The sequence below is a fragment of the Polyangium sp. 15x6 genome (genome assembly GCF_029960785.1).
Taxonomy (GTDB): Bacteria; Myxococcota_A; Polyangia; order Polyangiales; family Polyangiaceae; genus Polyangium.
Genome location: NZ_JASBQE010000112.1, coordinates 1 through 26,151, shown reverse-complemented (window position 1 = coordinate 26,151; position 26,151 = coordinate 1). Strand labels below are relative to the sequence as shown.

20 protein-coding genes and 2 pseudogenes are annotated in these 26,151 nt (G+C 69.6%); 13 read left to right on the top strand and 9 right to left on the bottom strand.

What is annotated here, in order from left to right; all coding sequences use genetic code 11:
- Complete coding sequence (locus QHF83_RS45045) at nt 1-621, top strand: TetR/AcrR family transcriptional regulator (protein ID WP_282424300.1); 621 nt, start codon at nt 1-3, stop codon at nt 619-621.
- A 16-nt stretch (nt 622-637) separates the two neighbouring features.
- On the opposite strand, the gene QHF83_RS45040 is transcribed toward QHF83_RS45045, so the two are convergent.
- Complete coding sequence (locus tag QHF83_RS45040; protein WP_282424299.1) at nt 638-1,159, bottom strand: hypothetical protein; 522 nt, start codon at nt 1,157-1,159, stop codon at nt 638-640.
- A 172-nt stretch (nt 1,160-1,331) separates the two neighbouring features.
- Between QHF83_RS45040 and QHF83_RS45035 the strand changes: the two genes are divergently transcribed.
- Nucleotides 1,332-1,835: a GFA family protein gene (locus QHF83_RS45035; protein ID WP_282424298.1), complete on the top strand. Its 504-nt coding sequence runs from the start codon at nt 1,332-1,334 to the stop codon at nt 1,833-1,835.
- Here QHF83_RS45035 and QHF83_RS45030 read toward each other — a convergent pair.
- The gene (locus tag QHF83_RS45030) at nt 1,792-2,808 is read right to left on the bottom strand and encodes an ABC transporter ATP-binding protein (RefSeq protein ID WP_282424297.1); all 1,017 of its coding nucleotides are present in this window, start codon (nt 2,806-2,808) and stop codon (nt 1,792-1,794) included. The two genes, QHF83_RS45035 and QHF83_RS45030, sit on opposite strands and share 44 nt — an antisense overlap.
- On the bottom strand, nt 2,805-4,196 hold the full coding sequence (locus tag QHF83_RS45025) for a sigma-54 dependent transcriptional regulator (protein ID WP_282424296.1): 1,392 nt from the start codon (nt 4,194-4,196) through the stop codon (nt 2,805-2,807). Before QHF83_RS45025 ends, QHF83_RS45030 begins: the two co-directional genes overlap by 4 nt.
- Before the next feature lie 178 nt (nt 4,197-4,374).
- Here QHF83_RS45025 and QHF83_RS45020 point away from each other — a divergent pair, with 178 nt between their 5' ends.
- The 4 genes from QHF83_RS45020 (at nt 4,375) to QHF83_RS45005 (ending at nt 9,267) form a co-directional block, all read left to right on the top strand.
- Complete coding sequence (locus tag QHF83_RS45020; RefSeq protein ID WP_282424295.1) at nt 4,375-7,053, top strand: OmpA family protein; 2,679 nt, start codon at nt 4,375-4,377, stop codon at nt 7,051-7,053.
- Between the two features lie 47 nt (nt 7,054-7,100).
- Complete coding sequence (locus QHF83_RS45015; RefSeq protein WP_282424294.1) at nt 7,101-7,769, top strand: hypothetical protein; 669 nt, start codon at nt 7,101-7,103, stop codon at nt 7,767-7,769.
- A gap of 82 nt (nt 7,770-7,851) precedes the next feature.
- A complete protein-coding gene (locus tag QHF83_RS45010; RefSeq protein ID WP_282424293.1) occupies nt 7,852-8,250 on the top strand; it encodes an STAS/SEC14 domain-containing protein in 399 nt (132 codons plus the stop codon).
- 12 nt (nt 8,251-8,262) lie between these two features.
- Nucleotides 8,263-9,267, top strand: a complete 1,005-nt coding sequence (locus QHF83_RS45005) for a glycosyltransferase (protein WP_282424292.1) — start codon at nt 8,263-8,265, stop codon at nt 9,265-9,267.
- Nucleotides 9,268-9,312: 45 nt separating this feature from the next.
- On the opposite strand, the gene QHF83_RS45000 is transcribed toward QHF83_RS45005, so the two are convergent.
- Nucleotides 9,313-10,410: a DUF2786 domain-containing protein gene (locus tag QHF83_RS45000; protein WP_272422474.1), complete on the bottom strand. Its 1,098-nt coding sequence runs from the start codon at nt 10,408-10,410 to the stop codon at nt 9,313-9,315.
- Nucleotides 10,411-10,603: 193 nt separating this feature from the next.
- Here QHF83_RS45000 and QHF83_RS44995 point away from each other — a divergent pair, with 193 nt between their 5' ends.
- The 4 genes and pseudogenes from QHF83_RS44995 to QHF83_RS44980 all read left to right on the top strand — a co-directional run bounded on the left by QHF83_RS44995 (nt 10,604) and on the right by QHF83_RS44980 (nt 17,054).
- Complete coding sequence (locus tag QHF83_RS44995) at nt 10,604-12,580, top strand: sulfatase-like hydrolase/transferase (RefSeq protein ID WP_282424291.1); 1,977 nt, start codon at nt 10,604-10,606, stop codon at nt 12,578-12,580.
- 13 nt (nt 12,581-12,593) lie between these two features.
- Nucleotides 12,594-14,594, top strand: a complete 2,001-nt coding sequence (locus QHF83_RS44990; RefSeq protein ID WP_282424290.1) for a sulfatase-like hydrolase/transferase — start codon at nt 12,594-12,596, stop codon at nt 14,592-14,594.
- A gap of 19 nt (nt 14,595-14,613) precedes the next feature.
- Nucleotides 14,614-15,762: pseudogene (locus QHF83_RS44985) on the top strand (formimidoylglutamate deiminase); the annotation flags it as partial.
- A 371-nt stretch (nt 15,763-16,133) separates the two neighbouring features.
- Nucleotides 16,134-17,054, top strand: coding sequence for a zinc metalloprotease (locus QHF83_RS44980; protein WP_282424289.1), 921 nt, complete (start codon nt 16,134-16,136; stop codon nt 17,052-17,054).
- 87 nt (nt 17,055-17,141) lie between these two features.
- On the opposite strand, the gene QHF83_RS44975 is transcribed toward QHF83_RS44980, so the two are convergent.
- Both QHF83_RS44975 and QHF83_RS44970 read right to left on the bottom strand, forming a co-directional pair.
- A complete protein-coding gene (locus QHF83_RS44975; protein ID WP_282424288.1) occupies nt 17,142-19,367 on the bottom strand; it encodes a tetratricopeptide repeat protein in 2,226 nt (741 codons plus the stop codon).
- A 1-nt stretch (nt 19,368) separates the two neighbouring features.
- The gene (locus tag QHF83_RS44970; protein WP_282424287.1) at nt 19,369-20,187 is read right to left on the bottom strand and encodes an SDR family oxidoreductase; all 819 of its coding nucleotides are present in this window, start codon (nt 20,185-20,187) and stop codon (nt 19,369-19,371) included.
- A 114-nt stretch (nt 20,188-20,301) separates the two neighbouring features.
- On the opposite strand from QHF83_RS44970, the gene QHF83_RS44965 reads away from it, so the two are divergent.
- From QHF83_RS44965 to QHF83_RS44955, 3 genes are read left to right on the top strand one after another with little or no spacing between them, the layout of a single operon-like run.
- Nucleotides 20,302-21,060 (top strand): ribonuclease H, encoded by a 759-nt coding sequence (locus QHF83_RS44965; RefSeq protein ID WP_282424286.1) that lies wholly within the window; start codon nt 20,302-20,304, stop codon nt 21,058-21,060.
- A gap of 9 nt (nt 21,061-21,069) precedes the next feature.
- On the top strand, nt 21,070-22,614 hold the full coding sequence (locus QHF83_RS44960; protein WP_282424285.1) for a 2,3-bisphosphoglycerate-independent phosphoglycerate mutase: 1,545 nt from the start codon (nt 21,070-21,072) through the stop codon (nt 22,612-22,614).
- A 9-nt stretch (nt 22,615-22,623) separates the two neighbouring features.
- Nucleotides 22,624-23,964, top strand: coding sequence for a serine/threonine-protein kinase (locus QHF83_RS44955; protein ID WP_282424284.1), 1,341 nt, complete (start codon nt 22,624-22,626; stop codon nt 23,962-23,964).
- Here QHF83_RS44955 and QHF83_RS44950 read toward each other — a convergent pair.
- The 3 genes and pseudogenes from QHF83_RS44950 to QHF83_RS44940 form a co-directional block, all read right to left on the bottom strand.
- Nucleotides 23,956-24,321, bottom strand: coding sequence for a YkgJ family cysteine cluster protein (locus QHF83_RS44950; protein WP_282424283.1), 366 nt, complete (start codon nt 24,319-24,321; stop codon nt 23,956-23,958). The two genes, QHF83_RS44955 and QHF83_RS44950, sit on opposite strands and share 9 nt — an antisense overlap.
- An 11-nt stretch (nt 24,322-24,332) precedes the next feature.
- Nucleotides 24,333-25,067, bottom strand: a complete 735-nt coding sequence (locus QHF83_RS44945) for a hypothetical protein (RefSeq protein WP_282424282.1) — start codon at nt 25,065-25,067, stop codon at nt 24,333-24,335.
- Between the two features lie 240 nt (nt 25,068-25,307).
- Nucleotides 25,308-26,151, bottom strand: a pseudogene (locus tag QHF83_RS44940) (hypothetical protein); the annotation flags it as partial.

The following is a 26,151-nucleotide window of genomic DNA, read 5'->3' as shown; positions in this document are numbered from 1 at the left end:
ATGGTGCGCCCCAAGGACGCCTGCTCCGAGGAGACCTGGAACCGGATCGTCGCCGCGGCGCGACACGAGCTCGTCGAGACGGACGACGGCGGGGTCGACGTGGCGGTCCGGCAGGTGGCGGTGCGCGCGGGCGTGAGCCTCGGAACGATCCACTACTATTTCCCGACCAAGGAGAGCCTGCTGGAGGCGTGCCTCGACGCGTATTACGCGCGGCTCGGCGCGCTGGTCGTCGAGCTCGCCCCGCTCGCGACGCAAAACGACACACGCGCCGGGATCGAGCAGGCGGCGCGGCGGATCTATCGCTTTGCGGTCATGGAGCGGCAAAACCTCAAGCTACGCGCGAGGCTCAATGCAGAGCTCGGGCACCTCGAGCCGCAGCGGGCCAGGCATGTGCGCGGGCCGATGCTCGACGCGTTCGCGTCGCTGCTCGGGAACATGGGCGGCCTCGACGTCGCCGAGGCGCGGCTGACGATGCAGACGATGACCGGCTTGATCATGCACCTCGCGCTCCTCGCGGACGCGGACCTCGAGCAAATCGCGGGCGCGGGAGGCGAAGCCGGGCGACGGATCGTGGAAGATCACGTCGCCCGGGTCGCATTGCGGCTGGTGTTCCCGAACTGAGCCTCCTTCGTGGGGCTCAATCGTTGCAGAAGACCGTCATCGCGTGCGGATCGGTGTAGTCGCAGCTCCAGATCCCGGGGCTCGCACCGCTACAGACGCCAGCCATCATCATGTCCGGCTCGAAACAATCGCAGAAGTCGCTGCCGTTCGTCGTCGGCGTACACCCGGCGGGAAGGGGCCGGCACTCGGTCTGCCGCGGCGGCTCGCCGGCGCGAACGACGCAATACGTGCCGGGGGCGCAGGTCTGCCGGCCGTCGCAGTCGAACTCCTTGGCCGTGGTCGCCTCCCAGCGATCGAGAATGCAAAGCCTGTTTCCGATGACCGGGCCACCCTCGCCACAGGTCACCCACCGGTCGTCGTCGATCGGCCCGATACACGCCGCCTCGCCGCACGCAAGGTCCCGCGAGTCGTCTTGGATCGTCACGGAGCAGGTGCAGTCGCCGGAGCCGCCCGGGCCGTTCGCGTTCGAATCATCCCCACAGGCGAGCAGGCCCGAGGCGAGCGAGAGAAGGACGAGTGATCGAAGCCAAAAGCGCATGATTCCTCCAGGAAGGCGGCGAGCCTAGCGCGGCCTCCGGCGTGCGCCGCACCGTGAATCGGACGGCGTCCGAACCCCACGCCGACGAACCGAGCCGTCGATCACGACCACGCGTCGCCAATGCCTTGACTCTCAGGCAAACCTTCCACACATCCTCCGAACGGGAGGCGAGATGAACGATTGGAATTTGCCCTGGGAAGGTGGATGTCGCTGTGGTCAGGTCCGGCTGAAGATCACGGCCCCGCCGATGGTCACGCTGGCCTGCCACTGCAACGGCTGCCAGCGGATGAGCGGCAGCGCCTTTTCGCTCAGCATTTTGCTTCCGAGCGACGGCTTTCAGGTGACGCAGGGCGAGCCCGTGATCGGCGCGCTGCACGGCCCGGTCCGCCATTTCTACTGCCCGCATTGCATGAGCTGGATGTTCAACCGGCCCCCCGGCATGGACGCGATCGTCATCGTCCGCGCGACGATGCTCGACGATCCGAGCTGGTTCTGGCCGTTCATCGAAACGAGCACCCGGGAAAAACTGCCCTGGGCGAGCACGCCCGCCGTGCACGGCTTCGAGGGTTTTCCCGATCCCGCGGACTATGAACCGTTGATGAAGGAATTCGCGGAGCGGTTCCGGGAGGGATTCAGTCCTCGCGCGCCAACCCCTGCGAAAGCGCCCGTCGCATGAAAAGGTCCTCGAGCGTCTCGCGCCGCGGGACGACTTCGAGGACCTGCGCGCCATCGTCGAGCGCCGCCCGGAGCACGTCGCCGACCTGCTTCTCGCCCTCGATCTCCACGACGACCACGTCCGCACGCGTCCGCACGCCATGTCCTTGCTGCTCCAAGGATCGGCGGAGCGCCTCGCTCGCGCCCGCGAGCGTCACATCCGTCCGGAGCACGTCGCCGCGCAGGAGCTTGCGGAGCGCGCCCCGCACGACGACGCGGCCCTCGCGCAGGATGGCCACACGATCACACATCGCCTCGACGTCGCTCAGGATGTGGGTGGAGAAGAAGATGGTGCGGCCCGCGGCGCGCTCTTCGAGGATGAGATCACGCACCTCTTTGCGCCCGACCGGATCGAGGCCGCTCATCGGCTCGTCCAGGACGAGGAGCTCCGGATCCGAGACGAGCGCCGCCGCGAGGCCCGTCCGCTGGAGCATGCCCTTCGAGAGGCGGCGCACCGGCCTGTCGGCCGCGTACGCGATGCCCACCTTCGCGAGCATCGCCTGCGTCCGCGACGCGAGCGCGGCGCCCGCGAGGCCCGAGAGGCGGCCGCAGAGCGAGACGAACTCGCGCGGGGTCAGGTACGGGTAGACGTAGGGGTTCTCCGGGAGGAACCCGATCCGGCGCCGCGCCTCCGCGCTCGGCACGCGCGCGCCGAAGAGGAAGGCCTCGCCGCCCGTGGGCTTGATGAGGCCCGTGAGCATCTTGATCGTCGTGGTCTTGCCCGCGCCGTTCGGCCCGAGGAAGCCGAAGATCTCGCCGCGCCGGACATCGAAGTCGACGCCCTTCACCGCCTCGACGCGCCGGCCCCAAAACCCGATGCGGAAGGTCTTCCTGAGGCCGCGCACCTCGATCAACGTCTCGCCCGCGGCCGCGCTCTCGCTCGCCGCGCCGCTGTCCGCGCCGCCGCCCACGTCGATCGCCCCGGCCTCGCTCATGCGCCGTCCTCACCGCCCTCGCGACGCGCGCCGGGCACGCTGCTCGTGTACTCGTGCAGCTTGTACTGGATCTTGCGCGGGCTGATGCCGAGGATCGTCGCGGCCTTGGAGGTGGATCCCTTGCACGCTTCCAGGGTCCGGAGGATCGCGTACTTCTCCAGATCGTAGATCGTGCTGCCGGGGATCGGCGGCATCGCGCCTTCGCCGCCGCCCGCGTCGAGCGAGGCAGGCAAGTGGCGCCGTTCGACGCGCGGGCTGTCGCAGAGGACGACGGCGCGCTCGACCGCATTTTCGAGCTCACGCACGTTGCCGGGCCAGGCGTACGCCGCGAGGGCCGCGAGGGCGTCGTCGGTGAACCCCTCGATGCGCTTGCCATTCTCCTCGGCGTAGCGACCGAGGAAGAAGGCCGCGAGCTCGGGGATGTCGCTCGCGCGCTGGCGGAGCGGCGGGATCTCCAGCGTGACGACGTTGAGCCGGTAGTAGAGATCCTCGCGGAACTGGCCCTCGGCGATGCGCTGCTTCAGGTCCTTGTTCGTCGCGGCGATGATGCGCACGTCGACCTTCAAGGTCTCGTTGCCGCCGACGCGCTCGATCGTGCGCTCCTGGAGGAAGCGCAGGAGCTTGACCTGCGTGGCGAGCGGGATCTCGCTGACCTCGTCGAGGAACAAGGTGCCGCCGCTGGCCTGCTCGAAGCGGCCTTCGCGCCGGCCGACCGCGCCCGTGAACGCGCCCTTCTCGTGGCCGAAGAGCTCGCTCTCGAGGAGCGACTCGCTGAGCGCCGCGCAGTTGAGCCGCACGAGCGGCGCCTTCGCGCGCGGGCTGCCGCGGTGGATCATCTCGGCGATGAGCTCCTTGCCCGTGCCCGTCTCGCCCACGATGAGCACGCTGGCGCGGCTCGGCGCGACCTGCTCGACGAGGCGGAGGAGCTTGACCATGCTCGGGTGCGAGGCGATCACGTGCCCGAAGGCGTTTCGCTCGCGTAGCTTCTGCCGGAGGCGCGAGTTCTCCTGGAGCAGGCGCGCTTGTTCGACCGCGCGCTCGACGACGACCTCGAGCACCTGAAAGTCGAGCGGCTTCGTGAGGTAGTTGTAGGCGCCTTTTTTGACGGCCTCGACCGCGCTCGAGATGGTGCCGAACGCGGTCATCACCACGAACGTCGCCGTGGTGCGCGACTCCTGCGCCTTTTCCATGAGGCCGATGCCGTCGAGGCCCGGCATCTTGAGGTCGGTCAGGACGACGTCGGGCGCGAACTCCTCGAGCTTGCCGAGGGCCTTGAAGCCGTCGGCCGCCGTCTCCGTCGTGTACCCCTCTTCGCGCAGGATCTCGGCGAGCGCAGCCCGCGCGTTGGCCTCGTCGTCGACGATCAGGATTCGGCCGCGGGAACCCATGGTGGCCCCTTCGTAGCATGGGGGGTCTTCGGCGGGTGATTCCGCGAAGTGGGCCCGATCCGTACCGGGACACAACCGGATAGTTTCTGCTTTCTCGGGGGAATGATACAACGGCCGCGCAGCGAGGACGGTCCACTCCCGTGGGGGGAGAGACCCCTCCCCTGCCTTTCGAGGGTCGATGCGTACGCTTGAGAACGCCTCCTTTGCCGAGCCGCTGCGGCTCGTCGCGCTCACCGCGCTTCCCATGGCCTTCTGCCTCCTGGTCACGGCGGACGCCAAGGCGCAGCAACCGTTCGGCCCGCAGCCGCCGCCGGGGCAGTTCCAGCCGCAACCGGGGCAATTCCAGCCCCCGCCCGGTCAGTTCCAGCCGCAACCGGGGCAGTTCCAGCCGCCGCCGGGACAGTTCCAGCCGCCTCCCGGGCAGTTCCAGCCCCCGCCGGGGCAGTTCCAGCCGCCGCCCGGGCAGTTCCAGCCCCCGCCGGGGCAGCAGCCGCCGCCCGCCGGTCAGGGCGCGACGCAAGAGCTGCCGCCCGCCGGCGAAAAGCCCGCCGAGCCGCCGAAGGTCGACGAGCTGGAAGAACGCGCGCGCACGCTGATCGAGCAGCCGAACACGTTCGGCTCGACCGGCCTCTTGCGCACCTCGTACGCCGGCTCGGGCGCGGCCGGGACGTTCCGCGTCTCGTTCCTCAGCGACTTCTTCTCGACCTCGAACTTCCTCTGCGATCCGGATCTCTCGACGGCAGCCGGGCAACGGATCACCTGCACGCGTGACAACCTCGCGGACTCGGCGAGCCACGTCGGCGCGTTCTTCGCGCTCAGCGCGACGCCGTTCTCGTTCCTCGAGGCGTTCGCGGCGATCCGCACGTACGCGAACTCGAACGATCAAGGCAAGCCGCAGCTCCTGCAGGTCCTCGGCGATACGAACTTCGGCTTGAAGGCGTTCACGCCGTCGCGCGTCGGGACGTACTTCTCGTTCGGCGCCGAGGCGCAGCTCTTCTTGCTGAACGGCACGGGCAGCGTGGGCGTCTCGGGCGCGGGCACGAGCGCGTTCTTCCGCGCCCTCGCGAGCGCCGACTTCCGCAAGCCCGGCGGCCAAGGCTTCCCGCTGCGCATCAACGTGAACCTCGGCTACAAGGTCGACAACTCCGGTCAGCTCGTGCGCGAGGTGGAAGAAGGGCGCGCGCTCGAGTACCGCGACGGCCGCAGCCGGCAGCCGATCTCGCGCATCGAGCGCTTCGGCCTCGGGATCAACCGCGTCGACTTCTTCACGCCGTGGATCGGCGTGGAGCTGCCCTTCCGCTTCGCGCAGCCGTACGTCGAGTACACGGTCGACATCCCCGTGAACCGGCAAGGCTACGAGTGTCACACGGGCTGGGTCTCGCGCGGCGACGTCTGCCTCGGGCTCGCCGATTTCAGCGCGGATGATCCGCAGGCCGCAGGCGGCCCCGGCTACGCGGGGCTGCCCTCGCGCCTCACGATCGGCGCGCGCGTGACGCCGTTCAGCAAGGCGTTCCGCGGCCTGTCGGCGCACGCGGCCGTGGACATCGGCCTCTCGGCGACCTCGGTGTTCATCGAGGAGATCGCGCCGCAAGCGCCGTGGACGATGTACCTCGGACTCGCGTACGCGTACGACACGAAGGAGGTGCCGCCGCCGCCGCCGCCGCCTCCGCCTCCGCCTCCGCCTCCGCCGCCGGAGCCCGTGATCCTGCCGGCGCCGCAGTCGTTCGTCCGCGGCACGGTGCACGAGACGAACAAGCCCGAGGCCGTGATCCCCGACGCGATCGTCTCCATCGAGGGGAGCCAGGATCCGCCGTTCGCGACGAGCGCCGGCGGTACGTTCCTCACGCGTCACCTCGAGCCGGGGACGTACACGTTCTCGGTGCGCGCGCCGGGCTACAAGCCGGCCACGTGCCAGGCGACCGTGGTGGCGCCGCCGCCGCCCACGCTCCCGAAGGCCGAGCAGCCGGCGCAACCGGCGCAACCGGCGCAACCTCCGGCGGGCCAGTTCGGCGCGCAGGGCCAGTTCGGCCCGCAGGCTCCATTCGGCGCGCAGGGTCAATTCGGCGCGCAGGGTCAATTCCCGCCGCCGGCGCCGTTCGGTCAGCCCAGCACGGGTCTGCCGCAGCCCCCGGCGCCGGCCCCCGCGACGCCTCCGCCGCAGCAAGGCCCGGCGATCGTGGACGTCGACTGCGCGCTCGAAGCGCTGCCGAAGATCGGCGCGATCGCGGCGGTCGTGCGTGACGCCGAGACGGGCGAGCCGATCCCCGCGGCGGTCGTGCGCGTCGTCGACGCGACGGGCAAGGAGCGCACGGCGACGGCCGACGGCAAGGGCGCGGTGACGTTCCGCGATCTGCCCCTCGGCGCGACGAAGATCCGCGCCGAAGCCGCGGGCTTCATGAACCACGTGAGCGACGCGGACGTGCGCCTGAACGACGAGGCGAAGGTCTCGCTCGCGATGAACAAGCGCCCGGCGGCGCGCGCCGCGAGCGTCAAGGTGCAGGGCAACGAGATCAAGATCTCGCGGCAGGTGCACTTCGAGAGCGACTCGGCGAAGATCCTCGGCGACTCGAACACGCTGCTCGAGGAGATCGCGGACGTGCTGCAGCAGAGCCCGAAGATCCGCAAGGTCGAGATCCAGGGCCACACGGACAACACGGGCACGCGCGAGCGCAACCAGTCGCTCAGCGAGCAGCGCGCCCAGGCGGTGCGGACGTGGCTCATCGCGGCGGGCGTCGACGCCTCGCGCCTCGTGGCGAAGGGCTACGGTCAGGACAAGCCCCTCGGCCCGAACGTGACGGCCGCGCAGCGCGCGAAGAACCGCCGCGTCCAGCTCATGATCCTCGAGAAGGACAAGTAGCCATCCTGCGCAACGGCCTCCGGCTCCCGCGAGCCTTCGCGCTCGTCGTGCTCTCCGCATGCACGAGCGCGCAGGCTCCCTCGGAGCCTCCCAAGAAAGAACTCGCGGCATCCACGGCGAGCGCCCTCGCGCCCCCACCCCTCGCGGCTCCGCTCGCGGACGGCGGCGCGGCGGACGCGGAGGCGCCGCCCGCGGATGCTTCGGCGGGCGACGCGGCGACGGCCGAGCTCTCGGACGCGGGCAGCGACGCGGCCGAGGTCGCGGCGCCTTACGTGGCGAACAACAAGGTCCTGCCGCCGCTCGACAGCGAGGAGCTGCAAAAGCGCGCCGCCGCGCTCTTCGACGCGATCGTGGCCGACGATCCGGCGCGCGGCGAGTCGTTCTGGTTCCCGAAGGAGCCCTTCATCCCGCTGAAGGACGTGAAGGGCCCCGACAAGTACTGGGACCAACTGCACCGAACCTACGCGCGCGACATCCACGCCCTGCACAAGAAGCGCAAGTCGTGGGAGGGCGCGACGTTCGAGGGCTTCGAGCTCGGCTCCACGCCGAAGTGGGTGCCGCCCGGCGACGAGGGCAACAAGATCGGCTACTACCGCACCTTCCGCGGAAAGCTCCGCTACCGGATCGGCGAGAAGACGGAGTCGATCGAGGTGCGCGTGCTCATCTCGTGGCAGGGCCGCTGGTACATCACGCACCTGAGCAAGTTCAAGAAGTGAGCCGCGCGGCGAGGCGCCCGCGGCACGTTCTCGACGGACGCGGGAGCGTGGTATCGTCGCGTTCGCTCCCGGAGCTCCGCGCATGTTCCAGATCAAGCTCGACAAGCTGAGCACGCTGATCGAGTTCTCCATCGAAGGGCTCGTGCAGCTCGACGAGATGAAGCAGTACGTCGCGGAGCTGCGCCGCGCGGCCGTGACGCTCACGGGCCCCGACCTCAAGCTCTTCGCCGACATGCGGAGGTTCCGGCCCGCGTCGCCGCTCGTGGTCGAGGAGGTGCGCGAGGTGCACGAGCTCGCGAAGACCATGGGCGTGCGGCGCCTGGCGACCGTGCTCGAGAGCGAGGTGCTCGCGCTCCACATGAGCCGCCTCGCCCGCGAGACGGGCGCGGACAAGTTCATCCGCCGCTTCACGGACGAGCAAGAGGCGCGCGAGTGGCTCATGCACGGCGAGTCGTTGCGGAAGAGCCGCAGGCTGCCATAGCTCTGCCCTTCCGTGTCGCCGCTCGTCTCCGTCCTGATCCCCTACCGCAACGCGGAGAGCACACTGGAGGAGGCGCTCGCAGGCATCCTCGGCGAGCGCGAAGTGCCGATCGAGGTCCTCGTCGTCGACGATGGATCGACCGATGGAGGCCCAGCGATCGTTTCGCGCTTGGCCGCGAAGGATCCGCGCATCGTGCCACTCCGGACCGGCGGCGTAGGCATCGCGCGTGCCCTCGCCTGCGCGCACGCGGCCGCGCGCGCGCCGTTCCTCGCGCGCATGGACGCGGACGACGTCTCGCTCCCGGAGCGGCTGCGGCTGCAGGTCGACGCGCTCCGCAAGGAGGATCGACTCGGCGTCGTCGGGACACGCGTCGAGCCGTTCCCGGACGAGGCCGTCGGCGAGGGGCTCGCGCGGTACGTGGCCTGGCAGAACGCGATCGTCACGACCGAGGATCACGACCGCGAGATCTTCGTCGAGGCTCCGCTCTGCCATCCCTCCGTGATGCTGCGGCGCGAGGCGTTCGAGGCGGTGGGCGCGTTCCGCGACGTGCACTGGCCCGAGGACTACGACCTCTGGCTCCGGCTCCACGCCGCGGGCTACGGGCTCGCGAAGGTGGATCGAACGCTCCTCCGCTGGCGTCACCACCCGGGCCGCGCGACGTTCCGCGACGGTCGTTACGCGATCGTACGCTTCATCGAAGCGAAGGCGCACTACCTCGCGCCGCGCCTGGCGCGGGACCCGCGTGGCCTCGTGGTATGGGGCGCGGGCCCGACGGGGCGCAAGCTCGCGCGCGCGCTCGCGGCCGAGGGCGCGAAGGCCGCCGCCTTCGTGGACATCGATCCGAAGAAGATCGGACGCACGGCGCGCGGGGCGCCGATCGTGCCTGCGGCGTCCCTCGATCCAGCGAAGCACTTCGTGCTCGTGGCCGTGGGCGTGCGCGGCGCGCGGGACTTGATCCGAACGGATCTCGCGGCGCTCGGGTTCGTCGAGCGGCGCGACTTCTTCTGCTGCTCGTGACATCTCCCCTCTCCCGCGAGGGAGAGGGGCTGGGGTGAGGAAGTCTCACGACTTGCCGGGCAGGAGCCGGATCCCCCCGCTCGACCCCTGCCCCACCGGCTTGTGCAGCACGATGCGCCGACCCGCCGCGCGTCCCTCGGCGTGCGCCTCGCTGCGCGGCCCGCCCGCGTACTTCACGTGCTGGATGCGCGGATGCCGCTGCCGGTAGTACCGCCCGAGATCCGCGTCCTTCACCCACACGAGCCCCTCGCTCGTGTTGACCTCGCGTTGCGCCCCGAGCTTCTCGTCGAAGCCCGCCATCACGCCCGCCACGAACGTGCGCCGATCGCGGTTGCCGCCGAGCCCCTTCGTCTTCTTGTGCGCAGTCCAGAGCTGCTCGGCCGTGCGCGTCAGGAACGCGTACACGTAGCTCGCCATCTCCAGGTTCGCGTGAGAGCCGCAGATCTCCAGCACGCTCCCGCGCTTGCCTTCGAGCGGCCGGTATACCGGCACCCAGATGACCTCCACGAAGAAGTGCTTGCCGAGGATCGACGCGAGCCGCCGCTCGGCCTCGGTCACGCGGCCCGTGGGCTTGCCTAGGTGGCGGAAGCCGTAGCCCTGCGCCGACCGCTCCGCGACGCTGTCGATGTTGTATTTCAGCATCAAGCGCTGGGCGGCGTTCATCGCGGCCTGCGCCTCGTTCACGTTCGCGCTCTCCGCGAGCGCGAGCAGCTTCGCGATCCGCTCGAGCACGCGCGCTTCGCCCGGCTCCGCGTCTTGCGCCTCCGGCAGCCCCGAGGCGTGCGCGTCGATCCCGAGCCGCTGGCAGACCCCGCGGAAGGCCGGGCCATGCGCGTGCTCGCTCGTCTGACCGAGCACCTCGTGCACGTACTGATGCGCCATCTCGTGCTTCAGCACCTCGACCACGATCCCCCACGGCCGCTCGATCACGAGGCGACGGCCGATCTCGATGCAGCGCGTCTCTCGATGCCAGCGGCCGAGGTAACGCTCGGCGTCGCCGAGCTCGATCGTCGGGATCTTCAGCGCGCGCCGGAAATACGTGGCGTTCAGGTCCTGGTAGGTCGAGCGCAGCTCACGCAGGAGCGCGGTCTCGAGCTCCAGCGTGAGGCGCGCGTGTTCCGTCGGCTCGGTGTTCGTCGACATGGGCTGACTCCGGACGGCCTTTCGGTCGGGGCGGAGCATAAATCGAACCGTCCGGAGGAGCATGGCCCCCACGGCCCACGGCCCCACGTGGCCGCCTGGTTTGCGTGGCTCGGGCAACGCCGGACCCCGGTCCTCCAGCGCCGTCGTTACAATCGCGTCACCCGTTCGTTGCCTGGACGTGAATTGGGCTAGGATGAGGGCCGAGAGCGTGTCCGCGACGAACTACCCCCTCGATCCCCGCGCGGAAGGCGCCCGGACGAGCGAGCCCGCGTCCCTCGCGCCGAAGAGCCGGAAGCTTCGGCGCCTGGCCCGCGCGCGGCGCCGCATCGCCTGGCTCGTGCTCCTCGCCCCGGTCGTGCTCGTGCTCGCCGTCGACATCTGGATCCGCGGCGGAAGGCTCCTCGATCTGCGCGGCAAGCACGTCGCGAGCTACGCGGGCGCGATCATCGAGAGCGCGGTGCTCTGGGGCCTTCTGCTCTACTCCGCGTCCTCGCGCCGAGGCGCCGTTCGCTGGATCTCGGCCTCGCTCTTCGTGCTGCTCGCGACGGTCACGCTCGGCGTCCAGATCTACTTCCAGCGCTGCTACTCGACGTACGTGAACCTCGACGCGTTGCTCTTCGCGACGTCGTTCTCGGAGAGCGTCGTCGGGCACCTGCGCTCCGACGGCGGGAACCTCCTGTCCGCGATCGCGCCGCCGCTCGTCTGCGCCGCCGCGCTCGTCGTCGCGGCGCGCAGGTTCGTGCGGCCGCGCCAGACCCGGAGCGGCCGTATCGCGCGGATCCTCGCGCCGCTCGCGATCGTGCTCGGCTTCGTGATCCCCTGCTCCTACCGCACCGTGCAGGCCTCGACGCCGGACGTGATCTACCTCCACGCGATGGGCGGCGTGATCAAGCAGATCACCGGCCTCCGGCCGCCCGAGCACGTGCGCCCCGGGCTGCGCACGCCTCCCGTGCTCCCCCGCGCCACGACCATCCCGAGCGGCGCGCACGTGACGCGGCCGAACGTTCTTTTCGTCATCACCGAGAGCGTGCGCGCCGACGCGCACTGCACCACGCCGACCGACGATTGCCCCTTCTCGCCGGCGACGAACGCCGCGGCGCGAAAGCGCTTCCCGCTGCTCCAGATGCGCTCGAACGCCTCGACCACCGCGATCTCGCTCGCGGTGCTCTGGTCGGGCTTGCCGCCGACGGCCTCGCGCGAGGATCTGCACGGCTATCCGTTGCTCTTCGATTACGCGAACGCGGCCGGGTACGACACGGCGTACTGGACCAGCCACCACATGATGTTCGCGAACTCGCGCCTCTACGTGCAGGACCTGCCGACCTCGCACCAGACCGGCGCGACCGATCTCGATCCGCTCGCCGACATGGATCTCGGCGCGCGCGACGAGCTGCTCACCGAGCGCATCCGCAAGGACATCCGCGAGATGCGCGAGCCGTTTTTCGCCGTCGCCCACTACGGCAACACGCACATCCCCTACCGCATCGATCCCGAGCACGCCCCGTTCCAGCCCGCGCAGGACAGCAAGGCGCCCGAGGACAACGAGGCCTACCGCAACTACTACCTCGACGCGGTGCACCTGCAGGATCGCACGATCGGCGAGATGCTGCGGTTCGTCCGGGAACAGCCGTTCGGCGAGCGCACGATCGTGGTGTTCACCTCGGACCACGGCGAGTCGTTCCGCGAGCACGGGCAGCTCGGGCACACGGGCGCGGTGCTCGACGAGGAGATCCACGTGCCGGCCTGGATCGACGCGCCCGAGGGCACGCTCACCGCGGCCGAGGTGGCCGCGCTCGCGTCGCACCGCGAATCGATCCTGTTCCACACGGACCTCACGCCGACGATCCTCGACATGCTCGGCCTCGAGCGCGAGGCGGGCTTCTCGCGCTGGTACGGCGCGATGATCGGCAAGAGCCTGCTCGGGCCGATCGAGCGGACGGAGCCGGTGCCGCTCACGAACTGCTCGGGCGTGTGGGGCTGCGCGTTCCGCAACTGGGGCATGATGCGTGGGAATTTGAAGCTCGAAGCGCGCGAGTGGGACACGGCGTGGCATTGCTACGACGTGCTCGCCGATCCGAAGGAGCTTCGTGATCTCGGCGCGGCGGCGTGCGGAGACATGGCCGCGCGCGCGGAGGCCCTGCACGGAGGGCTGCCGGGCCTCGTGAAGTGAACGAATCAAAGACGTGAGTGAAGTGACCGAAGGAAGCCCTGGGCCCGCCGCGACCGCGGCGACGACGAACCCTGGCAAGCGCAAGGCGAAACGAGTGCTCGGCCCCGCGGGGCAGCGGCGCAAGCGGCTCCGCCGGCGGCGCAGGTGGATCGGGTTTCTGGCGCTCGTCACGCCGATGCTCTGGGTGCTCGTCACGGATCTCTTGCGCCGGCACGATCACCTCCTGCGGCTCGATCGATGGCATCGGCTCGGCTACCTCGCGGGGCTCTGCGAGAGCTTCGTTTTCTGGGCCGTCCTGCTCTACGTGGCCGCGCGCTCGCGCGGGATCTTCCGCGGCGCCGTGGGCGGGCTCTTCGTCCTGCTCTTCTCGGTCGCGCTCGGCGTCGAGGGCGCCTTCCACAGGCAGTGGAACACGTACCTCACGCTCGACGGGCAGATCCATTCGAAGTCCGTCGGGGACTCGCTCTACGGCTACCTCCCGCTCACGCGCCCGGCCCTGCTCTTCGAGGTCCTGCTCGCGATCGCGGCCTCGATCGGGATGCTCGCCTTCGCGCGTCGATTCGTACGACCTCGTAGGATCCCGCGCCTCGTCGCGCCGATCCTCGTCCCGGCCGTGCTCGTCCTCGCGGTGAAGACGCCCGTCAGCTACCGGGTGGTCATGTCGTCGCCGCCGGATCTCCTCTACTTCCACGGCGTCACCGCGGTGGTGAAGGAGAACCTCGACATCACGAACGACTCGCCCGATCTACGCGTCGAGCGCAGGCGCCCCGAGCCCGTGCCCAAGCTCTCCTCGCGCCCGAAGCGGCCGCGCAACGTGCTGCTCGTGCTCCAGGAGAGCCAGCGCGCCGACGTGACGTGCGTCGCCTACGATCCCGCGAGCGATTGCGCCACGCCCTTCTCGAACGAGGCCATGCCGAACCGCATGCCTTTGCACGAGATGCACGCGCACGACTCGACCACGGCGATCTCCATCTCGAACATCTGGTCCGGCGTGCGCCCGACCGAGCCGCGCGCCGTCTTGCACTCGGTGCCGCTGCTCTGGGAGTACGCGGCCGCGGCGGGCTGGGACACCGCGTACTGGACGAGCCAGAACCTCATCTTCGGCAACGCGCGGCTCTACGTGCAAGACATCCCCGCGAGCCATTTCGCCGTCGCGACGCACCTCGACACGATGGCCGACCTCGACGCGGGCGCGTACGACTCGCTGCTCACCGAGCGCGTGATCCAGGAGTTCGGCGAGCTCGAAGAGCCCTTCTTCGCCGTCGTGCACTACTCGAACGTGCACTACCCCTACGTCTACGACGAGAAACACGCGCCGTTCCAGCCGGCGGCCTTCAAGAACGCGCCCGAGCTCAACGACCAGTTCCTGAACTACTACAAGAACGTCGTGTACCTGTCGGACAAGGCCGTGGGCAAGCTGCTCCGGCACGTGCGCGAGAGCGACAAGGGCGCGCGCACGGTCGTCGTGTACACGTCGGATCACGGCGAGTCGTTCCGCGAGCACTGGCAAATGGGGCACACGAGCTCGCTCTACGAGGAGGAGATCCGCGTGCCGACGTGGATCGACGCGCCCGAGGGCACGCTCGCGCCGGAAGAAGAGGCGAGCATCCGCGCCGCCGAGCACGCGTACGTCTATCACCTCGATCTCGCGCCCACGTTCCTCGATCTGCTCGGCGTGTGGGACGAGCCCGCGCTCGTGCCCTTCCGGCGCCGCATGATCGGCCACCCCCTCACGCGGCCCGAGCGCACGATCGAGCCCGTGCCGCTCACGAATTGCACGGGCGTGTGGGAGTGCGCGTTCCGCAACTGGGGCGCGATGCAGGGGCCGCTCAAGGTCCAGGCGCGCGAGTGGGACGGCGAGTACCACTGCTTCGATCTGCGCACCGATCCCGACGAAGAGAAGAACCTCGGCGAGGCCGCGTGTGGATCGCTGCCGCTCTACGCCCGCGCGCTCTACCATGTGATGCCGAACGTCACCCCGCCGGGACGCCCCAAGGTCAACTGGGGCAAGTGAACCGGCCGCGCGTGACGATCACGACGAGGCGCTCATGAACGAGAGGTTTTTCCTGCCCGCCCTTGCGACCGCGCATTCCCACGCCTTTCAGCGCGCGATGCGGGGCGACGCGCAGCGGCCCGGTCCCACGGGCACGGACGATTTCTGGTCCTGGCGGACCTCGATGTACGCGCTCGCGGACACGCTCACGCCGGAGAGCATCCACGCGATCGCGCGCGTCGCGTACCGCGAGCTATACCGCGCCGGCGTGCGCACCGTGGGCGAGTTCCACTACGTGCATCACCAGCCGGGCGGCGCGCCGTACGAGGATCGCACGGTCCTCGCCGATCAGGTGATCCGCGCGGCGAAGGCCGAGGGGCTCCGCATCGCGCTCCTCCGCGTGATCTACACGCGCGCGGGCGCGGGCCGCCCGCCCGAGGGCGCGCAACGCAGGTTCTCCGATGCGGACCTCGATCGCTCGCTCGCCGACGTGGAAACGCTCGCCGCGCGATGGGCGCAGGATCCGGACGTGCGCATCGGCGTCGCGCCGCACAGCGTGCGCGCGGTCCCGCCCGATTGGCTCGGCCCGATCGCGGCGTTCGCCGAGGCGCGCGGGATGATGCTGCACGCGCACGTGGCCGAGCAGCCTGCGGAGATCGCGGCGTGCCTCGCGGAGACGGGGAAACGGCCCGTCGAGCTCCTCGCCGAGCGTGGTGTGCTCTCGCCGCGCTTCGTGGCGGTGCATGCGACGCACCTTTTGCCGCACGAGGCGCGGCATCTCGGCGAGGCGGGCGCGTTCGTTTGTTTGTGCCCGACGACGGAGCGGGATCTCGGCGACGGGCTGCCGGACGTCACGGCGCTCGTGGGCGCGGGCGCCTTGCTTTGCACGGGGATCGACAGCCACGTCATGACGGCGCCGCTCGAGGACCTGCGCTGTGTCGATCTCGGCGAGCGGCTGCGCACGGGGAAACGCATCACGCTGCGCGGCGAGGGTGCGGAGGCGCGGACGCCGGCGGAGGAGCTCTGGCGAATCGGCTCCGAGCTCGGGGCGCGGGCGTGTGGTTTTTCGGATGCGGGGGGCGAGATCGAGGTCGACCTCGAGGCGCCCGAGCTCTTGCTCGTGCGTCGTGAACATCGGCTCGACGCGGTCGTATACAGCGCCAACGCTGGAATATTCCGCCACCGTTGATTGCGCGCCGTGGTCATACGATTGACCACAGGCGAACGGAGTCACGCCAGTGGCGTCAATTCCATTGCAATTTATTTGCAATTGCATCGAGCCATATGTGGCGTGACACACGACGGCAGCCCTGCGATTGGCGAAGCCAGACCAAATTATCCACGGCTTCGGATATTTACACGTCACGCCCTAGGCGGACGTAGGCTCCGTCGCGCGCGCACAGCGGCCATTTATTTTACAACTCGATTGCTATTGATACCGATCGCGGCATTACGCGTTCCGGCACGGTGTCGATTTCGTATCGATTTCACTTGAATAAAACGGTGCGCGCCCTGTACATTGCGTGGGTCCTTTTTTTCCGACAACACAAGGAGAGCCGCATGCGCAGTCTTCAGTACACGGTCGTTCTCGGGGGTCTCTTCTCCGCCTTCGCGCTGCTCGGCGCAGGCTGCAGCGCCGACTCGACCGAGATCGGCGACGTCGGTGGCGAAACGGAAGCCGCCGGCGTGCCCGTCGTGCGCACCTGCGGCACGAAGGAGCTGACGCCGGAGGAGTTTGCCAAGGTCGAGGCGGAGTTCGAGCAGCTCGCTCCCTGGAAGGACAACTTCAACGTCAGCGTGGGCGCGGTCATCCCCGTCTACTGGCACGTCATCAACAAGGGCACGGGCATCTCGAACGGCGACATCCCGGACAGCCAGATCAACGACCAGATCGCGGTCCTCAATGCCGCATACTCGTCCTGGGGCGTGAGCTTCAACCTCGTCAGCGTCGACCGCACGACGAACAGCACGTGGTACACGGCCGGCCCGGGCACGTCGGGGGAGGCCGCCATGAAGAACGCGCTCCGCCAGGGCTCGGCGGACGACCTCAACATCTACAGCTCGAACCCGGGCGGCGGCCTGCTCGGCTGGGCGACGTTCCCCTCGAGCTACAACTCGAACCCGAAGGATGACGGCGTCGTCATCCTCTTCTCGTCGGTCCCGGGCGGCTCCGCGGCGCCGTACAACCTCGGCGACACGGGCACGCACGAGGTCGGCCACTGGATGGGCCTCTACCACACGTTCCAGGGTGGCTGCGCGAAGAACGCCAACACCGGCGGCGATGCCGTCGCCGACACGCCGGCCGAGAAATCGGCCGCGTTCGGCTGCCCGACGGGCCGCGACAGCTGCACGGCCATTACGGGTGCCGATCCCATCAAGAACTTCATGGACTACACCGACGACTCCTGCATGAATACGTTCACCGAGGGCCAGAGCGTGCGCATGAAGGCCCAGTGGGACACGTACCGCAAGGGCAAGTGACCTCCGTCTGATCGTCGGGTAAAAAAGGAAAAACCCCGCCTCGGTCCTACCGAGGCGGGGTTTCTCGTTTCGAACCGAGCCCGCAGCCTATTCCGCGTTGTTCTTCGGGCCCTCGTTGTACGAGCGCGGGCGATGCTTCGGATCGACGCCGCCGTGCTTCTCGCCGTTGTCGAGCGTATCGATCGCGAGGTACGCGAGCCACGTCCCGGGGTGCTCCTCCGCGAGCGTGCGCAGAGTGTCCTCGTGCTCCTTCAGCTTCTTCTCGTCATGGAGGCACTGGAGACCGAGCGCGAGGAGGCCGATCTCGTTCGGGCCCTTGGCGAAGCCGATCTCGTAATGGGGCCAGGCCTCGTCCGGGCGGTGCATCCTGCAGAGCGTATCGGCGGTATACACGTGCGCCATCGCCCAGTCCGGCGCGAGCTCGAGCGCCTTTCGGCTCTCCGCGAGGCGCGTCTCCATGTCGCCGCGCGCGCCCTTCATCACCGAAAAATTGAGGTGCGCCTTCGCCGACATCGGCACCGCGTCCTTCGTCGCCTCCCAGAACGTGAGGTCGGAGCGGTAATCCATGGCGTGCGCATACGCCTTGACGCACTGGAACAGGAAGAAGGCGAGGAAGACGGCCGGGACCACGAAGCGGAAGCGCGGGCGCTTCGAAAGGCCCTCGTGCGCGGCCGCGAACGCGACGGCGAGCACGAACGAGGTGCCGATGACCGGGAAATACCAGAATCGCTCGGCACGCACGGTCGGCAGGACAACCGGGATGTTCGAGTGCGGGAAATAACTCACGACGAGCCAAACCAGGCCCACCGCCACGAGCGCGAGCCCCGCGCGCCCGAACGGACGCGGGGCCTCGGGCGCGTCGGGCGGGACCACGCCGCGCGAGGCGTCGGCGAAGAGGCCGAGTGAGATCGCGAGGACGGGCACGGCGAGGATGGCCCAGGAAAACCCACGCAAGGTGAGCGTGATCCCACGCGGACGAAGGAAAAACACCTCGACGGCGACGAGCGCGGGCGCGAGCGCGAAGAGGAGGGCCGCGACAACCGCGAGCCGAGGGCGGCCCGGCGCGGGTTTGCCCGCGAGCCCGAGCCGAACGATTTCCTTGCGCGCCGCGCGTTCCCGGACGACGCCGACGATCCACATCACAATGCCCGCGAGGGGTGGGCCGATCAGGGCGATCGCGCCGAGCACGCTCTCGGCGAAGACGAGACGATCGGGCGCGGGCTCCTGCGGGAACGAATAATCGCCGCTCAGGGTGCGCGGAAAAACGACCTGCACGAGGCCACGCCAGTAGACGCGGAGCGCGCCGGCGATGCGGCGCGGGAAATCGACCTCGGCGAGGGGGTTGTTCAGCGGATCCTTGGGGAGCGGCGCCTGGTGGAACCAGAGGAGGAAGGAGCGCGCGGCCCGTGAAAGGGCCGAGGCGCCTTCGGGCAAGGGTTCGAGGAGCTCGGCCGGCGTCGGCGAGGGGAACCAGCGTTTGCGCAGCTCGACGTACAGGACGAACGCGAAGACGGAGGCGACGAGGGCGGCAAAGGTGCGGAGGATACGCGCGGGGCGCTCGGGATGCAGGTGCGGCGAGAAGACGAGCGCGGCGAACGGGACGAGCGGGACGCAGACGACGGCGCTCTCCTTGCTGAAGAGGCCGAAGAGGAGCGCGAAAAAGACGCCCGCGGGCATGAGCCAGCCCGGCAAGGCGAGCGCGAGCACGGCGAGCAGGGCGCCCATGCCGCCGAAGACGTCGGCGATGCCGACGATGCCGCTCACGGCCTCGGTGAGAATGGCGGCCGAGACGAAGATCGCGCCGGCGAGATACGCGGTGCCCCGCCTGCGCGTGATCCGGAAGGTCACGAGCGAGAGGAGCGCGCCATTCACGGCGTGGAAGAGGACGTTGTAAAAGTGGTGGAAGAAGGGCTGCTTGGAGATGGCCCAGAGCGCGCGCCAGAGGAAATTGGGGACGGGGCGGTAGGAGCCCACGCTGCGATCGGGCGGCAGGCCCCAGAAATCGCGGAAGATGGCGTCGATGTAGCGAAGGCCGCCGGTCGCATTGACGTACGGGTTTGCGAGGAGCGCTTCCTGCTCGTCGAAGATGTAGTTCGTCGTGGGTGCCCGGGTATAGAGCACCATGCAGAGCAGGATGAACGGCGCGAGGACCCAGAAAAACCCGGGATCGTAACCCAGGACGTATTCGCGGCACCAGGCATAGGCGGCGCGGAAGGCGTTTGTCCGGGGCGCGGGTGCAGGAGCGGGCGCGGGCGCGGGCGCCTGTGTGGAGACTTCCCCGCCCGGGGAGGTATGCGGATCGTCGGCGCTCACGCTACGGTTCGGAGATCTGCCAGATGTCGCCCCAGAGCGAGGCGCCCCCGTCGATCGGGATCACCGCGCCCGTGATGAAATCGTTGCGCTCGCTCGCGAGGAAGACGACCACACGCGCGACCTCGTCCACGCCGCCGAGGCGCTTGAGCGGCGTCGCCTTGCGCGCGACCTCGAGCATGCCGTCGCCATATTGCGCCGTGCCGCTCGAACGAATCGTGCCCGGCGCGACCGCATTGACGCGGATCCCATGCTGCGACCACTCGACCGCGAGCGTGCGCGTGAGGTTCTCGACGCCCGCGCGCGCCGCGCCCGTGTGCGCCATGCCCGGAAAGCCGCGGACGACCATGGCCGTGACGTTGACGATGCGGCCGCGCTTCTGCGGGATCATGGCCACGTTCGCGACCTCGCGGGTCATGTAGAACGTGCCGTTCAGGTTGTTGCGGACGACGGCCTCGAAGCCCTTCGGCGAGATCTGCTCGGCCGGGCTCGGGAACTGGCCGCCCGCGTTGTTGACGAGGATGTCGACGCGGCCGAAGCGCTCGTTCACGCCGCGGACGAACGCCTCGATCTGCGCGGGCTCGCGGATGTCGCAAGGCGAGCCGAGGATCCGGCTCTCGGCGAGGCCGGCCTCGCGCAAGGTGTTGATCGCCGCTTCGATCTTCTCGGGCTTGCGGCCGCAGATGGCGACGCTGGCGCCGAGCCGACCGAGCTCCCGCGCCACGGAAAGTCCGATGCCGCTGCCGCCGCCGGTGACGATGGCCACCTGTCCCTCGAAGAGGCCAGGCGCAAAGAAGGGTCGCGCGTCTTCGTTCTCGTTCACGAAGGGGGCGTGTACAACGGGCAGGGCCGGCTGTCACGGGGGCGACGCTGTCACGGTCACGGAACACATGACGATTGCTTTCGCCGGGGCGGGGGTCTGTGCCAAGGTGCGCGCGTGCCGTGGGTACGAGCGCTCCTGCGTGGGCAAAAGGTGTACGCGAAGGCCGACGAGGCGGGCCGCCTGGTCTCGGACGGTGGTCGTGTGGAAGTTCGGTACAAGCCGAACGATGGGCGGAAGTACGGCGCGCGCGAGGACAACCTGAAGGTGGTCCCGGGCGAGATTCTGCCGGACGACGCGTGTGGCCCGGCCGAGGCCGTCGAGAAGAAAGAGGGCGAGGCCAAGGGCGCGACGAAGTCCGCAGCGACGAGCCGCGCCAAGGCGACGACGTCCGAGGAGCGCAAGGCCGCCGCGAAGGCCGCGCATGACGCGGCGCCGCCGCTCGCAGAGGGGCAGCTCGTCGCGTACGCGGACGGCGCTTGCACGGGCAATCCGGGGCCGGCGGGGCTCGGGGTCGTGGTCGTCGACGGAGATCGGCGGATCGAGATCAGCGAGTACCTCGGGAACGGCACGAACAACATCGCGGAGCTGACGGCGATCCTGCGGGCCGTGGGCGCCGTCGAGGACACGGGCAAGCCGCTGCTCGTCCGCACCGACAGCCAGTACGCGATCGGCGTGCTGCAGAAGGGCTGGAAGGCGAAGGCCAACACGGAGCTCGTCGCCGAGGTGAAAGATGTGCTCAAGCGCAACAAGACGCGGCTCGAGTACGTCCCCGGACATTCGGGCGTGGCGCTGAACGAACGTGCGGATGAGCTGGCCCGGGAAGCCGTGCGATCACGGCGCACGACCCGGCGAGCCATCACGAAGAGCGAGTAGAGTACACGCATGGTGGTGGAGCCGAGGCAGAAGCCCGTGGTGTTGTGCTTGCTCGACGGGCTCGGGGAGCGCGACGCGCGCGAAGGAAACGCGGTCCAGCTGGCGAAGGCCGAGGCGCTCGCGCGGCTCGCGGAGCAGTTCGGAAAGACGCGCCTTCTGGCGAGCGGCGAGGCCGTGGGGCTCGGCGCGGGCAAGGTCGGCTCGGGCGCGCTCGGCTACGAGGCGATCGGGACGGGCCGGACGCCGCGGCCCCACCGCGCGCGGATCGATGAAGCGATCGCCGCGAAGAAGCTCTGGCATAACAAGATCATCGAGCGGGCGATGTGGATCGCGAACGATCGGAGCTGCCGGCTGCACCTCTTCGCGCCGATCTCCGCCGACGGCGCGCACGGGACGCTCGATCACCTGCGCACGATGGTGCGGGTGTGCGAGGCGCACGACGTGAAGGTCGTGGTGCACGCGTTCCTGGAGGAGAAGGCGGCGGCGCCGCGGAGCGCGTGGAAGCTGCTCGAGCCGCTCGCCTTCGAGCTCGAGGACAAGGGCGTGATCGGGACCATCTCGGGGCAGTCGTACGCGATGGATCGGAGCGGGCGCTGGGACCGCGTGCAGAAGGCGTACGCGGCGATCGTGCGCGGCGAGGCGAAGACGAAGGACACGCCGTACGAGGCGCTGCAAGCGGCGTATCAGGCGAAGCTCACGGACGGGAACGTCGAGCCCACGCGGATCGGCGAGTACGAGGGGATGGTCGGGTCGTTCATGGCCGACTTCGCCTCGGGGCAGAGCGCGGGCTGGTCGTGGTTCGGCGAGGAGGCCGGGCTCTTCCTGACGCACCGCGCGGACCGCGTGGAAGAGCTCGCGGCGATGATGGTTCGTCGCGGCGTGCCGCGCGAGGTCGAGGAGGAGTACCTGACCGATCGGAAGAAGCCCGTGTACGCGTTCGACGAGTTCGGGTTGCTCTCGCTCGTGGGGCTCGATCCGGCGCTCGAGGTGCTCGCCGCGTTCCCGGACGAACCCGCGGAGGGAACGCTCGGCGAGGCGATCGCGGCGGCGGGTTTGACGCAGCTCCGGATCGCGGAGCCGGATCGCGCGAGGCACGTGGCGCACGTGTTCGACGGCGGCCTCCGGACACGCAAGGACGGCGCGGAGATCCGCGTGGTCGAGCAAGCGGAGATCGCGGAGACGGCAGCGCGCGCGATCCGCGAAGGGAGCCACGACGTGGTGATCGTGAGCCTCGCGGCTGCGGATCACGCGTCGCACCGCGGCGACCTCGCGGCGGCGATCGAGGCGGTGGACGCGGTGGACGCGGCCGTCGCGCAGATCGCGGCGGCGACGGAGGCGAAGGGCGGCGCGCTGTTCGTCGTGGGGACGCACGGCGGCTGCGAGGAGATGCTCGACGCGGAGGGCAAGCCGCGCGGCGGTCCCACGACGAACCCGGTGCCGTTCGTCTCGACGCACCCGCGCGGAAAACTCGCGGAGGGCAGGAGCCTCGCGGACGTGGCGAAGGTGGTGCTCGATGTGCTCGGGATCGAGGCGCCGAGCGGGATGACGCGTTAGGGGCTCGCGTTGCAGGCGCAGATAGGGCCGTACCGGGTCCGGGAGAAGCTGTCCGAAGGGGCGATCGCCACGCTCTACCGCGCCGAGCACGAGCGGCTCGGGCGCGTGGCGATCGTCAAGGCGCTGAAGGGGACGCTCGCGGAAGGGTCGCCGCTCGGGTCGGCGCTCGGGCGCGAGGCGCGCATCCTGGCGAAGATGGGGCACGCGTCGGTGGTGCGTTGCCTCGACGTGTCGCCGGGATCGGGCGCGACGTGGGTGGCGCTCGAAGATGTGCCGGGGCCGCGGCTCTCGGCGGTGCTCGCGCGGACGAAGAAGCTTCCGCACGAGGTGGCGACGGCGATCGCGCTCGGGGTCGCGTCGGGGCTCGGGCACGCGCACGCGCGCGGGATCGTGCACCGGGACGTGCGGCCGGAGGGGATCGTGCTCGCGCCCGACGGGCGGAGCGTGCTCGTGGATTTCGGGGCGGCGATGGATCTGTCGGTGCCCGCCGCACCGTCACCGTTCGACGGGAGCGAACGTTTGTCCGGGCCGGAGTACGCCGCGCCGGAGCAGATCGTGGGGGAGCTGGCGAGCCCGCGATCGGACGTGTTTTCGCTCGGGGTCGTGCTCTACGAGATGCTCGCCGGGGCGCGACCGTGGGACGAGGGCGCGGAGGGTCGGGAAGAGCTCGCGCGGAGGGTGCGGAGCCAGGAGCCTTCGCCGCTCGAGCGGCACGGCGTGGTGCTGCCGCGGGGGCTCGCGCGCATCGTGATGCGGTGCCTCGCGAAGCGGCCGGAGGATCGGTACGAGGACGGCGACGCGCTTTCGGAGGCGCTGGCCGAGGCGCTCGACGAGGCGACACGGGAGCCGTCGCGGAAGCTCGTGACGCGGGCGCTCGCGCTGTCGTTCCTGGGCGAGGAGATCGGCGAGGAGAAGGGGCGGAGGCAGCCGAAGAAGGGGCCGCCGCCGCTCCCGCTCGGGCCGCTCGTGCAGAAGCTCGCCGTGCTGTTCGGGCTCGTGGTCTTGGGCGCGGTGGTCGTGGAGGGGTTCGTCCGCGAGGAGGACGTGACGGCCGAGCCGGCGAGCGAGGCGGACGCGTCGGAGCGGGGTTACGTGAAGGTCCTGGCGCGGCCGTGGGCCGAGGTGCTCGTCGACGGGCGATACGTGGACGTGACGCCGATCGGGCGTCCGATCCCGGTCGTGCCGGGCCGGCATTACGTGACGTTCAAGCACCCGAACGCGCCGGACGAGAAGCGGGAGATCCGGGTCAATGCGGGACAAACCGTCTTGCTCGACGTGACGATGCGGATCGAGCGGCGCGCCGCGCCCGCGGCGGCGGACGCGGGGACGGACGCGGCCGATTCACCCTGAGCGGTTTTTGCGGACGATCGCTTCGAGCGCGAGCAGAGGGCGGTCCTGCTTCAAGGTGAGCTCGCCGAGGCAGGCGGAGGTGCCGCGATCGAGGGAGCGGCAGGCGTCCGGGCGCATCGGATAGATGGAGCAGACGAAGCGGCGCGTCTCCGGGTCGGGGACGAGCGCGGCGCAATGGCCGTCCTCGATGCGCATGTAGCAACGATTGCCGATGAACTCGGTGAGCGCGCGGGCGTCGTCGTCCATGCGGTCGTGATCGACGCCGAAGACGCGGATGTACTCGGGGAGGTCGGAGAAACAGCAGGTGCCGCAGAGCAGGCAATCGGAGGGGACGGCGGGGAGGGGGGCGGATTGCATGGGGAAAGGGGTCAGGACTCGCAGATGCCGGATTTGCAGGAGAGGCCGGCGACGCAGTCGTCGGGGACGAGGCAGCCTTGGCCCTGCCCGCACTTCTTGGGGTTTGCCATGTCCTGTGCGCAACTGCCACCGCAGTCGGGGCCGGTCTCGTCGCCGTTTTTGTAGGTATCACCGCACGTGGGCGCCTGGCAGGTCTTTGGATTCCCGAGGCACACCCCCTCGCCTTCGCAATCGGCGCGCACGGTGCATCTCATGCCCCCGGCGCAGGGGACGCAGGGACCGCCGCAGTCGACGTCCGTCTCGCTCTTGGTGGGATCGGGATCGGCATCCAGGACGCCGTTCGTACAATACGTGGGGACGCACTTCCCGATCGACGCCGCGCACTGCGAACCGCCGCAATCATTGTTTGTCAGGCACTCGATGCAGGTGAAGTTGCCGTCGCAGATGCCGGGCCTGTCCCACTTCGTCGTGCACGGGCCCGAAGCGGGCTGCGGGCTCACCCACGCTTCGCAGTCGTCCTTGCGGCAGGAATCAGCTGCCCACTTGTACACGTCGGCAATGCTCTCGACCTGCGTGATGGCGCCCGACGCGTCGCACTCCCGCTGCTTGCAATCGCCATACACCTGCTCGCCGACCGGCGTGCCAGGCATGATCTCCGTCATATAATCGCACGTCCCGGCGTTGCACGAGCCGCCGGTCCGGCATTCGCTGTCCGGGCAGTCGGTCTGGCTCGTACACGCCGGCATGCTGCCGATGCCTCCCGTCCCACCTATGCCCCCCGCGCCGCCGGACCCGCCGTTGCCGCCCGGCGCCACCAGCTCCGGCGCGCACGCCGCCGCGAGAATCGAAATCGAAAGCCCAAAAAGAACAAAGACATGCCGATGCATGAACCGCCTCCGGGCGGGAATCCTAGGCGATGTCTTTCGGGGTCGGAAGAAAAACGCCGGCGCGTGAAGAAAAATCACGCGCCGGCGCGGAGAGGCCGCTCAGGGGCAGGGATTGCACATGGGGCCGCCGCAATCGATGCCAGTCTCATCGCCATTTTGCAGCGCGTCCGTGCAGCTCGCATCGGCGCAGAAGACGTCGACGCAGACGCCGCTCTCGCAGTCCGTCGGGAGCTGGCAGCCCTCGTCCTTGGCGCAGAGCGGGCAGTCGCCGCCGCCGCAGTCGAAGCCGGTCTCCTTGCCGTTCTTCACGCCGTCCATGCAGCTCGGCGCGGCGCACGTGCCGCCCGTGCAGACGCCGCTCTTGCATTGCGAGCCGTTCGTGCAGGTCTTGCCGTCGTCGCAGGGGAGACAATTGCCGCCGCAATCGATGTCGCCCTCGCCCGGGTTCTTGATCCCGTTCGCGCAGTTGATGCCGACGCAGACGCCCTGCATGCACATCTGGTTGCCGCTGAAGCAGCCCTGCACGCCCTCGATGCATTGCACGCACTGCCCCATGTCGTTGCAGATGCCCGCCGCGGAGCAGAGGAAGCCCTGCGCCTGGACCTCGTGCATGGCGACGCCGTTCATGCAGACGTCGTTCGTGCACTCGTTGCCGTCGTTGTAGACGTCGTCGTCCTTGTTGACGGGCGCAGGCTGGGCATTCGCGTCGCATTGCGTCTCGAGGCAATCGCCGTAGACCTGCGAGGGCAGCGGCGTGCCCGCCGGCTGCAAGGCCTTGCGCACGCACTTGCCCGACTCGCACGCAGGCTCGCCGCAGAAGTTCGCGTCGCCCTGGTTCGTGCAGTCCGCCGGCGTCGTGCACTCGGGGGCCACGCCGCCGCCGCCGCCCGTGCCGCCGCCCGCGCCGCCGTCGCCGCCCGTGCCGCCCGTGCCGGCCGTCCCG

Excerpts from the sequence above, each read along its gene's own strand:
- QHF83_RS45045 (WP_282424300.1), top strand. The coding sequence starts at position 1 with ATGGTGCGCCCCAAGGACGCCTGCTCCGAGGAGACCTGGAACCGGATC.
- QHF83_RS44945 (WP_282424282.1), bottom strand. The coding sequence starts at position 25,067 with ATGCCGGCGTGTACGAGCCAGACCGACTGCCCGGACAGCGAATGCCGG.
- QHF83_RS45040 (WP_282424299.1), bottom strand. The coding sequence starts at position 1,159 with ATGCGCTTTTGGCTTCGATCACTCGTCCTTCTCTCGCTCGCCTCGGGC.
- QHF83_RS45030 (WP_282424297.1), bottom strand. The coding sequence starts at position 2,808 with ATGAGCGAGGCCGGGGCGATCGACGTGGGCGGCGGCGCGGACAGCGGC.
- QHF83_RS45010 (WP_282424293.1), top strand. The coding sequence starts at position 7,852 with ATGTTCCAGATCAAGCTCGACAAGCTGAGCACGCTGATCGAGTTCTCC.
- QHF83_RS45035 (WP_282424298.1), top strand. The coding sequence starts at position 1,332 with ATGAACGATTGGAATTTGCCCTGGGAAGGTGGATGTCGCTGTGGTCAG.
- QHF83_RS45000 (WP_272422474.1), bottom strand. The coding sequence starts at position 10,410 with ATGTCGACGAACACCGAGCCGACGGAACACGCGCGCCTCACGCTGGAG.
- QHF83_RS45020 (WP_282424295.1), top strand. The coding sequence starts at position 4,375 with ATGCGTACGCTTGAGAACGCCTCCTTTGCCGAGCCGCTGCGGCTCGTC.
- QHF83_RS45025 (WP_282424296.1), bottom strand. The coding sequence starts at position 4,196 with ATGGGTTCCCGCGGCCGAATCCTGATCGTCGACGACGAGGCCAACGCG.
- QHF83_RS44995 (WP_282424291.1), top strand. The coding sequence starts at position 10,604 with ATGAGGGCCGAGAGCGTGTCCGCGACGAACTACCCCCTCGATCCCCGC.
- QHF83_RS44960 (WP_282424285.1), top strand. The coding sequence starts at position 21,070 with ATGGTGGTGGAGCCGAGGCAGAAGCCCGTGGTGTTGTGCTTGCTCGAC.
- QHF83_RS44950 (WP_282424283.1), bottom strand. The coding sequence starts at position 24,321 with ATGCAATCCGCCCCCCTCCCCGCCGTCCCCTCCGATTGCCTGCTCTGC.
- QHF83_RS44980 (WP_282424289.1), top strand. The coding sequence starts at position 16,134 with ATGCGCAGTCTTCAGTACACGGTCGTTCTCGGGGGTCTCTTCTCCGCC.